The sequence below is a fragment of the Psychrobacter sp. ASPA161_9 genome, from assembly GCF_051970275.1.
Taxonomy (GTDB): domain Bacteria; phylum Pseudomonadota; class Gammaproteobacteria; order Pseudomonadales; family Moraxellaceae; genus Psychrobacter.
The window spans coordinates 41014-55598 of record NZ_JBEFNI010000004.1 but is presented as its reverse complement, the minus strand read 5'-3'; the positions used below and the strand labels follow the sequence as shown (position 1 = coordinate 55598).

9 protein-coding genes are annotated in these 14585 nt (G+C 43.0%); 7 read left to right on the top strand and 2 right to left on the bottom strand.

Features of this window, described 5'->3' with window-relative positions:
- Positions 1 to 219: 219 nt before the first annotated feature.
- From ACTQ9S_RS06255 to ACTQ9S_RS06235, 5 genes are all read left to right on the top strand, one after another.
- Positions 220 to 1092 (top strand): DsbC family protein, encoded by an 873-nt coding sequence (locus ACTQ9S_RS06255; protein WP_068034179.1) that lies wholly within the window; start codon positions 220 to 222, stop codon positions 1090 to 1092.
- Positions 1093 to 1263: 171 nt separating this feature from the next.
- Complete coding sequence (locus ACTQ9S_RS06250) at positions 1264 to 2604, top strand: homoserine dehydrogenase (RefSeq protein WP_440454447.1); 1341 nt, start codon at positions 1264 to 1266, stop codon at positions 2602 to 2604.
- Positions 2605 to 2759: 155 nt separating this feature from the next.
- On the top strand, positions 2760 to 3941 hold the full coding sequence (locus ACTQ9S_RS06245; protein WP_440454446.1) for a thiolase family protein: 1182 nt from the start codon (positions 2760 to 2762) through the stop codon (positions 3939 to 3941).
- 535 nt (positions 3942 to 4476) lie between these two features.
- Positions 4477 to 5325: a DUF2382 domain-containing protein gene (locus ACTQ9S_RS06240; protein WP_440454445.1), complete on the top strand. Its 849-nt coding sequence runs from the start codon at positions 4477 to 4479 to the stop codon at positions 5323 to 5325.
- Positions 5326 to 5643: 318 nt separating this feature from the next.
- On the top strand, positions 5644 to 6393 hold the full coding sequence (locus ACTQ9S_RS06235) for a YsnF/AvaK domain-containing protein (RefSeq protein ID WP_440454444.1): 750 nt from the start codon (positions 5644 to 5646) through the stop codon (positions 6391 to 6393).
- Between the two features lie 95 nt (positions 6394 to 6488).
- Here ACTQ9S_RS06235 and ACTQ9S_RS06230 read toward each other — a convergent pair whose 3' ends face one another.
- On the bottom strand, positions 6489 to 7022 hold the full coding sequence (locus ACTQ9S_RS06230) for a hypothetical protein (protein WP_440454443.1): 534 nt from the start codon (positions 7020 to 7022) through the stop codon (positions 6489 to 6491).
- 378 nt (positions 7023 to 7400) lie between these two features.
- A complete protein-coding gene (gene secA, locus ACTQ9S_RS06225; protein ID WP_440454442.1) occupies positions 7401 to 10238 on the bottom strand; it encodes a preprotein translocase subunit SecA in 2838 nt (945 codons plus the stop codon).
- A 491-nt stretch (positions 10239 to 10729) separates the two neighbouring features.
- Between secA and mutS the strand changes: the two genes are divergently transcribed.
- Both mutS and fdxA read left to right on the top strand, forming a co-directional pair.
- Positions 10730 to 13984, top strand: a complete 3255-nt coding sequence (mutS, locus tag ACTQ9S_RS06220; protein ID WP_440454441.1) for a DNA mismatch repair protein MutS — start codon at positions 10730 to 10732, stop codon at positions 13982 to 13984.
- Between the two features lie 258 nt (positions 13985 to 14242).
- Positions 14243 to 14566: a ferredoxin FdxA gene (gene fdxA, locus ACTQ9S_RS06215; RefSeq protein ID WP_068034163.1), complete on the top strand. Its 324-nt coding sequence runs from the start codon at positions 14243 to 14245 to the stop codon at positions 14564 to 14566.
- The last annotated feature ends 19 nt before the right edge of the window (positions 14567 to 14585 follow it).

The following is a 14585-nucleotide window of genomic DNA, read 5'->3' as shown; positions in this document are numbered from 1 at the left end:
AAAAATATGTTAGTATATGGCACTTTATTACTATTTATGTTATGACTTATTTTTACTTTATAATCAAAATGATAATAATCCATTGTAATGATTAGCGTGTTATATCTTAGAGGTTATATACTTAATTTCTCATGTATTAAACATCTCATAACGCCCTTTTTAATATAAACTTTAATGCTCAAATCGTGATTAAGCGCGCCTGCCTATAGGAAATGCCGTATGTCCTTACCCTTTATATCTACCATTGCAAAACCTGCGAATACTCTTGCTCGTCACAAGCTGTCACAAGCCATAATAAGCGCACTATTGGTAGTTGTCGCGACAGGTTGCTCAAACAACACTGCTGATGCAACTAGCAAAACTACTGCGGTAAGTAGTACCAAAGCAAGTAGTGCTACCAGCTCTTCTAAACCTGCTGCTGATGCCAATAGTGACCAGTCGGTCGTCAAATCATTACAGGCAAACCTAAAAGCGTCTGGTATTGAAGAAAAAATTATCTCAGCAGTAGCGACAGATATGGAGGGTATTTACTGGGTGACCGCTGAAGGATTGCCAGCATTTTTTACTGATAAATCAGGCAAGCACATTATCCAAGGGCAAATCATCTCTGTTGGCCAAGGAGAGCCTGTTGATATTAGTGGCACATTAGTTGCTCGCACAGCGCAAGATGCTCTTAAAGCTGTCGATAAAAAAGACATGATTATTTATCCTGCGAAAGGCGAAACTAAATCAATTGTCTACTCCTTTACCGATGCTGACTGCCCTTATTGCACTAAGCTACATTCAGAAATGGACGAGATTAATGCCTTAGGGATTGAAGTACGCTATTTAGCATGGCCTCGTAGTGAAGGAAGTATTCCAAAAATGGAAGCAATCTGGTGTAGCGAAGATCGTGTTGCCGCGATGAATCAGGCTAAGTCAGGCGCCAATTTATCAGGCCCTAGCTGTGACAGTCCAGTACAAGAGCAAATAGCACTTGGGGCACGTCTTGGCGTACGCGGTACGCCTGCCATCTTTACCGAGTCTGGACAACAAATCGGTGGTTATTTACCAGCCGCGCAATTGGCACAAACAGCGATTGATGCAAGCTAGTCGTTTGCCCTGATATTGTTGACTTTGGTGGCAGTCAGTTTGGGTAGACGCAGCAACTGCTTGTCGGTATGATACGGTGAAGCGCCACATACATATGGCGATATCACTAAAGCTAACACCAGCGAAACGACATCTATTTTCTATTCAATCATCTAATTTTCTGAGGATACTGTGAGTAAATCCATCAAACTAGCGATACTTGGCCTAGGTACCGTCGGTACTGGCGTGGTCAATCTAATTAATGACAATTTAGCCGAGCTTAAGCGTCGCAGCGGACGCGAAATTATTATTACTGAAGTCGGTACGCGACGTCAGCGTGATGATATTGATCCTAGCATTATCCAAAATGACGACTTAATGGCGATAGCTGCTAGTGATAACGTTGATATTGTCATCGAAGTGATTGGTGGCACAACTTTGGCCAAAGACATTATTATGCATGCTATCAAAAATGGTAAGCATGTAGTGACCGCCAATAAAGCCTTACTTGCTGAACATGGTAATGAGATATTCGCTTTAGCCGAAGCACATGATGTGCATGTGGCTTATGAAGCAGCAGTGGCAGGTGGTATTCCTATTATTAAAGTCATGCGTGAAGCGCTTGCAGCCAATAAAATCGATTGGCTGGCTGGCATTATTAATGGTACGGGCAACTTTATCATGACTGAAATGCGTGATAAAGGCCGTCCATTTGAAGACGTCTTAGTAGAAGCACAAGAGCTTGGTTATGCAGAAGCTGACCCGACATTTGATGTCGAAGGTATTGATGCTGCGCACAAGCTTGCACTACTCGCCTCTATCGCTTTTGGTATTCCGCTACAGTTTGACAAGGTATATTGTGAAGGTATTACTGGTATCACCTTACAAGACGTAAACTATGCTGAAGAGCTAGGTTATCGTATCAAGCATTTAGGCTTTGCCGTTCGTAGAAATAGTGAAGATGGGCAACAAGGCAGTGCTGGTATTGAGCTACGTGTACATCCGACGCTTATCCCGCAAGACGCTTTACTTGCCAATGTCAATGGCGTAAAGAACGCTGTATTGGTTAATTCGCATCCACTTGGGCAAACGCTTTATTGCGGTGATGGCGCAGGTGCAGGCGCAACTGCCTCAGCAGTGATGGCAGATGTTATGGATCTTGTACGCGTGTTGGGTACAAACGATCATAGCCAACGTAGTCATCATGTACCACACTTAGCCTTTATGCCTGAGCAACTCTCTGACACGCCAATATTACGTGCAGAACAGATGACGACTGGCTACTATTTGCGTGTGCATGCTTATGATAATCCAGGCGTGTTAGCAGATATCACACGTATCTTGAGTGATGCTGGTATCAACATTGATGCTATTTTACAAAAGCCTGCGCACAAACTCGGCCAAGTACCTGTCATTATCTTGACGCTACCAGTAGTTGAAAGCCAAATGAATCTAGCCATTGCCAAGATTGAAAAGCTTGCTGCGGTCACTGACAAGGTTGTGCGTATTCGTTTAAATGAACTGGCACAATAAACCTGTATAGTTGATTGTTAATTAAAGCCACCACTTGAATTTTGATTTATTAGTACGCATTATAACAATGATTCTTCATTAACAATTAGTGAGGCACAGTGTTAATCTAAAACGCTGAGTTTTAATTCAAAATAAGCAAACAAGGTAGAATAACGATGTCTAACGATGCAATTGTAATTATCAACGGTGCTCGTACGCCAATGGGTAGCTTTCAAGGCGCTCTAAAAGACGTTAGTGCTACAGATTTAGGCGCTGCTGCAATCAAAGCGGCTGTTGAGCGTTCAGGCGTGAGCACTGATAGTGTTGACGAAGTCATTATGGGTTGTATCTTGACCGCTGGTTTAGGTCAAGGCCCTGCTCGTCAAGCGATGCGTAAAGCAGGCTTGCCTGATGCGACTGGTGCAGTCACAATTAATAAGCTTTGTGGTTCAGGTCTAAAAGCTGTTATGCAAGCGCATGATGGTATTAAAGCTGGCAGCTTCAATGTCGCTGTCGCTGGTGGTATGGAGTCGATGACCAATGCACCTTATATCATGCCAGGATCACGTGGCGGATACCGTATGGGTCACAAAGAAGTTAAAGACCATATGTTTTTAGACGGCTTAGAAGATGCAGAAACTGGTCGCCTAATGGGTCAGTTTGCACAAGAAATGGCTGACGAAAAAGGCTATACGCGTGAGCAAATGGACGAGTTTGCTATCGAATCGCTAAACCGTGCATTGACTGCTATCAAAGACGGGCATTTCAAAAACGAGATTGAGCCGGTCACTTTTGAGACTCGTAAAGGCGAACAGACGGTTGAGAATGACGAAGAACCAGGTCTTGCAAACGCTGAGCGTATTCCTACGTTACGTCCTGCCTTTGCTAAAGAAGGTACTATCACTGCCGCTAATGCCAGCTCAATCTCAGACGGTGCAGCTGCAGTCGTTATGATGAAAGAGTCACAAGCGAAGTCTGAAGGTTTAGATTACCAAGCTCGTATCATTGCTACTGCTTCTAACTCACGTCATCCAAGTGAGTTTACGATTGCCCCGATTGGTGCTATCGAAAAAGTATTGGCTAATGCAGAGTGGAAAGTTGAAGATGTCGATCTTTGGGAAATCAACGAAGCTTTTGCTATGGTTACGATGGCGACTATGGATGCGTTAAATATCGATCATGCCAAAGTCAATATCGAAGGTGGTGCTTGTGCACTAGGTCACCCTGTAGGTTGCTCAGGCGCGCGTATTTTAGTAACGCTTATCAACTCGTTACAGCGTACTGGCGGCAAGAAAGGCATTGCAACCTTATGTATCGGTGGCGGTGAAGCAGTAGCTGTAGCTATCGAATTGGCTTAGTCATTAGCTTAAATTGTTAGTCGCTCAAATCATAAGATTGTTAGAGATTTTCAATTAGAATCCTTAGTTAATTTTAATAAATAACTTTAACAACTTATATAAGTTGTATATTTTAGCTTTAACGTTCAAATCACCGCATTGTCAGCGCACAGTGCGGTTTTTTTGTGCCCAAAAACTAGCAAACGTGTAGCAAATACTTATCAGTGTAAAAAAGCGTTAACTTATACCCAATCGATGTTATGGCACTTACAGCCTATTACACGCAATTACGTCAGTCGCACACTTTGCTACCTTGTTCATATATCTCAAAGAAAATCACGGTGTTACGATAATTACAAGTTGATTGAGCAACTGCGCAATAGAAAATCATTGCCTCCTTACAGTAATTTGCTGCAAATAATGAGACAAGGTAAAAGCCAGTTCATTATTAATACTTCAACGACAGATTTATAATCGGCGTTATTTGTTAACGCCATTGTTTTATATTTTATTCTAATTACAAATAACTATTTACTCATAAAAAAGGAAGACAATAATGAGCCAACTAATTCGCTTACAAGACATCCAAGCTACTCACCGTGACCTTATTGGTGATGACTATTATGACCCAACAGGCAAAACTGCCTATGGCGTCAACGAAGAAAAAATCGGTAAAATTGACGGTGCGTTAGTAGAAGATACTACTGGTCGTATCCGTTATCTAATAGTCGATGCAGGCGGCTGGTTTAGCTCAAAAGAAGTTTTAGTACCAGCAGGTTTAGCGCGTATCGTTGGTGATGACGTTTTCTTTGATAGTCTAACTAAATCGCAAGTTGATGCCATGGAAGAGTATGACCATGACTATCAGTATAGCTATAAAGAGCAGTATGAAAGAGATCGTCAAGCATTTGTCGCTGACTCCATTCCTGCTGAAGAGCGTATGGAAGTTGCCGATCATGCTTACGACGCACCGAATACACTAGAGCTACTAGAAGAGCGTCTATCGGTAAACAAAGACCGTATCGTTGCAGGTCTAGTAAGAGTCGGTAAGCATGTTGTGACTGAAGAGCGTAACGTTGAAGTAGATCTCGAAGAAGAACACGCCAATATCCAACGTACCAACGTGGATCGTCCAACAGAACGCCGTATCGGTGATGTCAACGGTAATGAAACTATCGAAGTTGAGCTAGAAGCTGAACGTGCTCGCGTTAGCAAAGAAACTTACGTTACAGAAGAAGTAAACGTGGGTAAAACGACTCAACATCGTACTGAAACTATCGTTGAGACTATCCAACGTGAAGAGCTAGATATTGACAACGATGGCAACGTGGTTGACCGTGAAGGCAATATCGTAGACCGTGATGGTATCACTGCTGAAGACGTACGTAGCGCACGTGGCATGTAATATTCTGCTCTATCGTTTATCTTAATATGATATAGGATAGCTACGATAAGGTAGCGTGAATATATAGCATAGCTAAGGGTAAAAACTTAGCAGATTAAGGTCAGAGTTTGTCTCTGGCCTTTTTTGCTTTTTACGTCAAAAGATTATCTTGATATAAATCCTATTTAAGATAAATTTATAGATTTAGTTATTGAAAAGGCTATGATAAAGATAATGTAAGACAGATATTCTGTCCTACATTAAATACAAGTTGTACATTAGTTATCAATAGCTTCATTCTACTCAACAAAACGATTTTAAATAATAAGGGAGATAACTATGAATGCTGACTACAATAAAGCGGGCTACAATATAGATAGTATGAATGAGAATGCCAATCAAAAGCTAGATGCAGCATCGCCATCAGCAGCTACAGCAAAAATAGAAGACCATGCTGCTGAAAATAAATTACCAGCACCTCATGACTCAGCAGATAGCGCTACCATACTAAATGCTACTTCAGATAATTCTATTAATAACTTAGATACTAATCACCTAGATACTGATACCTTAAATGCTAATAACTCAGATATTAACAACCAAAATGCTGTTAATCATCATCTAGAGCTGCTAGAAGAGCGTCCCGTCGTTAATAAGGAACGCTTAGATGTTGGTAAAGTAACAGTGACTAAGCATACTCGTACGAAGACGATTGAAGTACCAATTGAGCTAGTAGAAGAGTACGTCACTATTCGTACCGAATATAATGACGCAGAAAGCCAAGATCTGCTCTCAGGTAGTTACGATGAGAAAGACATCTTACGTCATGTTGAGCCATCATTAGACAGTAAAGCAGTAGTCACTATTAATGGTAAGCAAATAGAAGTGGGCGATGAGCCTGTTGAAATCGTTTTGTCACGCCAAGTCGCAACCATTACTAAAGATACTTATGCTATTCAAGAGATTGAAGTCAATAAAACCACACATACACATACAGATAGCATTCAGGTTGAGTTAAAACATGAAGAGCTAGACGTAATAGAAGAAGGGTTTTTGGAACATGAAGCATCACGTGTTCATAAGAAATAAGCTCGTTTTTAGCAAAAGATAGCCACAAAAAAAGCAACGCGAGCGTTGCTTTTTTTGTGGTTGAATAAATGACTTGGTATCTATCTTAACCTAATTTATTTATTCGTCTTACACTCGTAAGTATTCACCTTAGTTTCGTCCGCGCCTGCTGTACGCATTACACCTGTTTCACGCTCTTCATGAGCGACGCGCCACTGGGTAAAGCCTTCACCGCCATCCATAGCTGAGGCGACTTCGAATACTTCAGGGTTGCTACCTTCATTGGTTTGCGCCAACGTGACTGTACCCATATCTGTACCAAGGACAACCTGGTTAGTATCATCTTTATAAGTCGCTTCGACTTTTAGCTCAGGTGAGCATAAGTAAGTCATCTGCGTCAAACCAGTATTGACATTGGCAACCGTGTCATCCTCTACTTCATTGAGCGATGTATCATCAGTTTCTACAACGGTATCACTAGGATCAGCTGGATCAGCTGACATCGGCACTGACTCTTCAGCATTGATACTATCCTCTAGACTAGGCTCTGGCTCTTGCTGCTGCTGGCAAGCACTGATAGTAATGGCACTGGCAAGTAAACCAGTCATAAATGCGGTAGTACGCAATTGTTTTAATTGTCCTAGATTCATTATTATCTCCTAGATATATATATTAAATACTATAACGTGTCCGTATATGCACGCCTATGCTGAATTTGTAAACAATGATGGCAAAACATCAGAAGTTTAGATTGAGTACGGTAATCCTTTATAAACAATCCAGACTATACACTGATCAATATTCGTAAAAATACCCATAGCTGTTAACAGTTATGGGTATTTGAGCTAATCATTCACCTAATAAATAGTTGATACTGAATAAAATGGATACACGATATTATGATGCGAGACTGGGACAAATTTTTCTTGCTTGCTGTGCCTACGCAGACAGAGTCTACAAAACCGACATTAAAAAATTAAGCATCCCAGTCTCGCTGTATCTCTTTTATATTGACCTGACTATAGCTGTCAGATTTTACCGTGACATTGCTTATATTTTAGACTAGAACCGCAAGGACAAGGCGCGTTACGACTGATATTCATACCTGCATAAGGGTTCGGCTCATCATCAATGGCAGTGCTATCATCGCCATTAACATTCATATTAGCGCCTGCTGCCGCTACGCCACCACCAACATTCACACGCATCTGACCTTGATTATTATTGCTGCGTTCGCTTTGATTTTGAGGACGCGGTGCTGGTTGTGGCTCGCCTGACAAGTTATCGACATCACTATGCTCGAACTGCATTTTCATACGTTCAGCATCTGCACGTTGCTGTGCTTCTAGTGCTTCTAACTCTTCTTTGGTCGGAATATGTACGCGTGATAAGTCTTGTACAGTTTCTGACTTAATAGCACCCAGCATCATCTGAAATAATTCAAACGACTCACGCTTATATTCTTGCTCAGGGTTTTTTTGTGCATAGCCGCGCAAGTGGATGCCCTTACGTAGCTGATCCATCTGTGTCAAATGCTCTTTCCAATGCTTATCAAGGCTTTGGAGCATAAAGTGACGTTCGAGCTGTGCGGCGCTTTGCTCACCCATCTGCTCACGGCGACCATGATAATGTGCCAGCGCAGTATCGATGATTTTTGCACGCAAGCCTTCTTCATCAAGGCGACGGTCTTCATCGAGCCAATCATTAAGCGGCATATAGAGCTTGAACTCTTCTTCAAGCTCATCTTCTAACCCATCAACATTCCATTGATCATCAACAGAACCTGGCGGGATAAACTGACTAATCATGGCATTATAGACTTCATGATGCATCACTTCGATGGCCTCTAACAATTCCATATCAGCAAGTAAGTCATCACGCTGACCGTAGATAACTTTACGCTGCTCATTGGCCACGTCATCATATTTCAGCAAGTTTTTACGCGCGTCAAAATCGCGACTCTCAACTTTACCTTGCGCATTCTCAATCGACCGCGATACCATCTTATGCTCGATAGCTTCATCTTCTTTGAGACCCATAGCGCGCATCATATTAACGACGCGATCACCCGCGAAAATACGCATGAGGTCATCTTCGAGCGATAAGAAAAAGCGCGACATCCCAGGGTCACCTTGACGACCCGCACGACCACGTAGCTGGTTATCAATACGGCGGGATTCGTGGCGCTCAGAGCCAACGATATGCAAACCACCAGCCGCGACTACTTGATCGTGCTTGATTTGCCATTGCGCTTTTAGACGCTGCATTTCTTCTGGACTGACTGAGTCGATATCTTCAATAAATGATTGCCAGTTACCGCCCAAGATAATATCGGTACCACGGCCTGCCATGTTCGTCGCAATGGTAACGGCTTTTGGACTACCCGCCTGTGCGATAATTTCAGCCTCACGCTCATGCTGCTTAGCGTTTAGGACGTTATGCTTAACGCCTTCTTGATCCAATAAATAAGACAATTCTTCACTGGCTTCAATAGTTGCCGTACCTACTAGTACCGGTGCGCCTTTTTCTTGAATTTCTTTAATCTCGCGAATAATGCCTTTATATTTGCCTAATTTGGTTAAGAAAATCTGATCATCCATATCCACCCGCGCGATAGGCTTATGGGTTGGAATCACAATGACATCCAAATCGTAAGTCGACTTAAACTCTGCCGCTTCGGTATCAGCAGTACCAGTCATACCTGATAGCTTGTCATACAGACGGAAGAAGTTCTGGAAAGTGGTGGTCGCAAGCGTTTGGTTTTCTGCTTGAATCTCAACGTTTTCTTTGGCTTCTACTGCTTGATGCAAGCCTTCTGACCAACGGCGACCCGGCATCGTACGACCCGTGTTTTCATCAACAATGACTACTTCGCCTTCATCAACAATGTAATGGACGTTTTTGACAAAAATATGATGGGCGCGAATAGCAGCTTGTACGTGAGCCAATAGCGGCAAACGACTTGGGCTATACAGACTTTCGTTTTCACCAAGTTCGCCTACTTCGATTAAAAAGCTCTCAATTTTTTCATAGCCTTTTTCGCTGATTTCGATTTGACGATTTTTTTCATCAATCCAAAAATCTTCTTCTTCATTATTCTTATTGGCTTCTTCATCTTTTGAGCGTATTAGCACCGGAATAATCGTATTAATCAGTGCATACATCCGTGACGAATCTTCGGCTTGACCCGAAATAATCAATGGCGTACGTGCTTCATCGATTAAGATAGAGTCAATCTCATCAATGATACAGAAGTTTAGCGGACGCTGCTTTTTTTCAGCAAGGCTAAAGACCATATTATCGCGTAGATAATCAAAGCCGTATTCGTTGTTGGTACCGTAGGTAATATCCGCCTGATAGGCATCGACTTTTTCTTGTGCTGGCTGCTGCGAGTAGATAACACCAACCGTCAATCCCAAAAAGCCAAATAATGGACGGTTTAATTCCGCATCACGTGCCGCCAAATAATCGTTAACCGTCACCAAATGTACGCCTTTGCCACTGATGGCATTGAGGTACATCGCCAAGGTCGCCATCAAGGTTTTACCTTCACCGGTCTTCATCTCAGCAATTTTGCCTTCGTGCAACGTGATACCACCGATGAGCTGCACATCATAATGACGCATGCCAGTGATACGTAGAGAGGCTTCGCGGCAGACCGCAAAAGCTTCTGGCAATAGCGCATCTAAGCTTTCGCCTTTTTGAAAGCGTGCTTTGAACTCTTCTGTTTTTTGTTGTAGTTGTTCATCAGACAGGGCTTGCACGCCAGCCTCTTGGGCATTAATCTTGGTGACCACTCTGCGCATACGCTTAAGTTCGCGGTCATTTTTGGTGCCAACTACACTGCCTACAATCTTTGATAACATAATTTTTTAACCTATGGAAATATTCGATAATTAGCACGGAGAGCACGGAGAGTTAAAGCCCAGCCTGAGCCCTATCATCACCTGACATCACTACCTAACTAAGTATCACCCAATAAAGTGTGTCGTCATTATATATGGTTATGACGCTGATGGATACAAGGGCAACAGGCAGATATTTGCCTGCGCCGAAACGCGATAGGTCATGTTAAAATAGGGCTTATTTTTCCACTACTTCTCGCTATTTCAGCAATACTTTTGATGAACTTGATAGCTATATCTAATAAATGATAGTCGCCACGTTTGTATAAAGGCCATGTTTGCCCAAAATATAATGAGCAACTTTGAGAACTTGTAAACTTGTAAAAAAATAATTGAAAGCTCTTTAATCAAACACTATGAACACAAACCTGCTAGGGCGTGCCATCGATTAACTCATAACACGCCCTAGTTTTATCAGCAATATTTAAGCCAAACCATATAAGAGATCATGCATGACTGTTAAACCGTCTGATGTAAACCACGCTTCTACTGACATCCTGACCATAGGTGATGCCGTCTACGATTTGGCCCATCATACGCCAATGATGGTGCAATACCTGACCATGAAGGCACGCTATCCAAACGCATTATTGCTATATCGGATGGGCGACTTTTATGAGCTGTTTTTTGATGATGCCAAGCGGGCGGCGCAAATATTAGATATTACCCTTACGCGCCGTGGTAACGATAAAGCAGGCAACACTATTGCGATGGCAGGCGTACCGTTTCATGCCGCTGATAGTTATATGGCACGGCTGATTGCGGCTGGGCAAACGGTAGTCGTTTGTGAGCAAATTGATGAATCAGCCGATAGTAATAATTATCCAAGCATCGGTGAGAAAAGTAAAAAAGATCATTCGCTTCAAGGTAGCGGTAAAGTCATTAGTAAAACCAGTACTAAAGCAGGGACTAAAGCTAAGCCGCCTACTATCATGCGCCGCGAAGTGGTCAAAACCCTGACCGCAGGGACGATTACCGATGATGCATTAATCGCGCCCAATCATACGCCTACTGTTGTCGCTATCGACATCGCTATTCCTACCTTAAGAGCGAAAGGCAATAGCAAGCAGCCATTACAAGCGGCAGTCAGTCAGATGGACTTAGCGGCAGGTACACTCACTACGCAGACGCTAAGCGTAGATAGCAGCACAAATTCTGACAGTATAAGCTCTACGACTACAGCCTCTGAAAATACAAATAGCGATGTAGAAAACCTGCAAGCGCAAATGCTGACCGTTTTGGCTCGCTTTGCGCCTAGTGAATGTATCGTCAGTGAAGCCATCAGTGAGGACTGGCTACTATGGTTACGTCGCCATCTTGACTGCCCTATCATAGAAGTAGCAGCCAATGATTTTCACCGTGAGCACGCAGCCGCAACCCTTTGTCAGCAGTTTGAAGTACAGCGCCTTGATGGCTTGGGTATCAGTGATGCGCCACTGAGTCAGTCAAGCTGTGCAGCCCTGATTCATTACGCACGCCAAACGCAGCAACGCCATGTGCCGCAGGTCAACCAGCTTATCGTTGAATACAGTGACGACTATCTAATTATAGATGCCAATAGCCAGCAAAATCTTGAGCTATTTACCCCGGTTAGCGCTAATGGAACGTCACTGATATCGGTACTTAATCATTGCAAAACCCCAATGGGTCGACGATTATTAGTACAGCAAATGAAGCGTCCATTACGCCAGCATGTGCGTATCCATCAGCGTTTGGATGCGATAGCTAGTCTGTTAGCAGTAGATAAGGGACTAAACAAGTCAGCTGATTTAGATGCGACCTTAATCACGCATTTACGTGACACTCTAAGCACCATCGGTGATATGGAACGTATTAGTAGTCGTATCGGTCTGATGAGCGCCAAACCTCGTGACTTGCGCAAGCTTGCTGATGGGATTGCTAGTAGCAATCAATTGACTGCCCTATTGACTGAATCCGGTATCAATTCTGAGCATACTGGTTTACTACCGATGCTTATGCAGCAATTGCCTGCCCAGTTACCGGCGGTACAAGCGGTCGCCGACCTTATTGAGCGCGCCATTATCTTAGAGCCTCCTGCCCATATCCGTGACGGTGGTATGCTCGCCGCTGGTTATGATGAAGACCTCGATCGCTTAACCCATCTGCATGACAATATCCAAGCGACCCTTGATGAGATGGCGGAGCGTACGCGGCAAGAGTGTCAGCTACCAAGTTTAAAAGTCGGCTTTAATAAAGTCAGTGGTTTCTATTTTGAGCTTCCTAAGATGCAGGCTAAAAATGCGCCCAGTCACTTTATCCGTCGGCAAACGCTCAAAAATGCTGAGCGCTTTATCACTGATGAATTAAAAGAAGTCGAAACCGAATATCTTAGCGCGCAAACGTTAGCACTGGCACGAGAAAAGCAGCTTTATCAGCAATTACTTACCACTCTCGGAACTCACTTGACTGCGCTACAACAGTTGAGCGCGGCTATCGCCCAAATAGATGTCCTTAGCAATTGGGCACAGCTAGCCGTTACGCATCATTGGCAACGTCCAGTCATGCATAATGGCTTAGCAAATAACGATATAAATAATACAGATGGGGGAAAAAATAATGACGTCCAGCAGAATCAACTTAATTTTGAAAGCCCTGTTCAAAGCTACTCTGAAAACCAGCCTCAAAGCCAACTGTCAAATCAAGCGCAAAACCAAACCAGTATTGATATCAAAAAAGGTCGTCATGTCGTCGTCGAGGCGGCCTTAAATCCGGTCAATGCTAATAATAGAAATAGTAACAGTCATAGTAATAACAGAAACGTTAATACTGAGCATCTTAGCCACTTTGTTGCCAATGACTGCGCGCTTGGCAGCCTTGAGCATTCTGAACGATTATTAATCATTACTGGCCCTAATATGGGTGGCAAATCGACCTTTATGCGCCAGACTGCGCTGATTGTCCTACTTGCTCATTGCGGTAGCTTTGTACCAGCCGAGCACGCCTATATTGGTGATATCGACCGTATTTTTACCCGTATTGGCTCAGCCGATGATCTGGCCGGTGGCAAATCGACCTTTATGGTGGAGATGATTGAGACCGCCAATATTCTGAACTTGGCTACTAATAAATCCTTAGTGCTCATGGATGAAGTTGGACGCGGTACGGCTACCACTGATGGACTTGCTATTGCTCATGCTTGTGTCAATCGATTGCTAGAGATTGGCTGTCTGACTTTATTTGCCACTCATTACTTTGAGCTGACTCAGCTAGCAAATAACCAGTTAGCAGATAACGAGCTGCCAAATAACAATGATGGTATCCGTAACGTCCATGTCGCGGCAAGCGATGTCGATGGGCAACTGCTATTGCTACATCAAATACGCGAAGGTGCAGCCAGCTCCAGCTTTGGACTGCACGTTGCCAAAATGGCAGGCATTCCAACCCAAGTGCTCAACGATGCCAAACGCTATCTTATTAACAATTTAACCGCTGAGCAGGCAAAAAGTATTGATGACAAAAATGAATTAGCTAAGTCGGCAAACGATAAAGGCCAGCCAGTCGATAACAGTCATATAACTGAGACGAATGTACAAATCAATGCTAAAGCAAGCTATTCAGCCGATAATAAACAACAAAAACAATTGCTTAGCTTACATGATAAACTTATGAATACTGATCCTGACAGCCTAACACCCAAGCAAGCACATGATTTGCTCTATAATCTTAAACAACTCATTAGTTGTTAAAGGGAATTGTTAAATAAGCCTAAAAGCGTTAAAATACGCCTTATTTTTCACTTATTCTATTTAGGGCATATCATCAATTAGCACATTGATACATTTAGTGGTCTTAAAATGGCTAAATTTTGCTAAACATTGTCAGAAGTCTTGTCAATATGTTCATATTTACGGCAATTTCTTCCTTGTTTAGCGGCAATTTTTCTCATTTTAAGCCTCACGATCTAAATGATGACATGCCCTAGCCATAAACAGGTAGACAGCACTATGACCTTTGTCGTTACAGATAACTGCATCCTTTGCAAACACACCGACTGTGTGGAAGTCTGCCCTGTGGACTGCTTCTACGAAGGGCCAAACTTCCTCGTCATTGATCCAGATGAGTGCATTGACTGCGCGCTATGCGAGCCTGAATGTCCTGCCAATGCGATCTTTTCTGAAGATGAAGTACCGAAAGGACAAGAGATTTTCACGCAGCTGAATGAAGAGCTGGCACAAAAATGGCCAAACATTACTGAGATGAAAGACAGTCTGCCAGACGCTGAAAAGTGGGATGGTGTAGAAGGTAAGATTCAGTATTTAGAGAAGTAGCTTTTCAAACAAGCTTTTT

Bases quoted from the DNA above. Each gene is read 5' to 3' on its own strand.
- ACTQ9S_RS06245 (WP_440454446.1), top strand. From the start codon at position 2,760: ATGTCTAACGATGCAATTGTAATTATCAACGGTGCTCGTACGCCAATG.
- mutS (WP_440454441.1), top strand. From the start codon at position 10,730: ATGACTGTTAAACCGTCTGATGTAAACCACGCTTCTACTGACATCCTG.
- ACTQ9S_RS06235 (WP_440454444.1), top strand. From the start codon at position 5,644: ATGAATGCTGACTACAATAAAGCGGGCTACAATATAGATAGTATGAAT.
- ACTQ9S_RS06240 (WP_440454445.1), top strand. From the start codon at position 4,477: ATGAGCCAACTAATTCGCTTACAAGACATCCAAGCTACTCACCGTGAC.
- secA (WP_440454442.1), bottom strand. From the start codon at position 10,238: ATGTTATCAAAGATTGTAGGCAGTGTAGTTGGCACCAAAAATGACCGC.
- fdxA (WP_068034163.1), top strand. From the start codon at position 14,243: ATGACCTTTGTCGTTACAGATAACTGCATCCTTTGCAAACACACCGAC.
- ACTQ9S_RS06230 (WP_440454443.1), bottom strand. From the start codon at position 7,022: ATGAATCTAGGACAATTAAAACAATTGCGTACTACCGCATTTATGACT.
- ACTQ9S_RS06255 (WP_068034179.1), top strand. From the start codon at position 220: ATGTCCTTACCCTTTATATCTACCATTGCAAAACCTGCGAATACTCTT.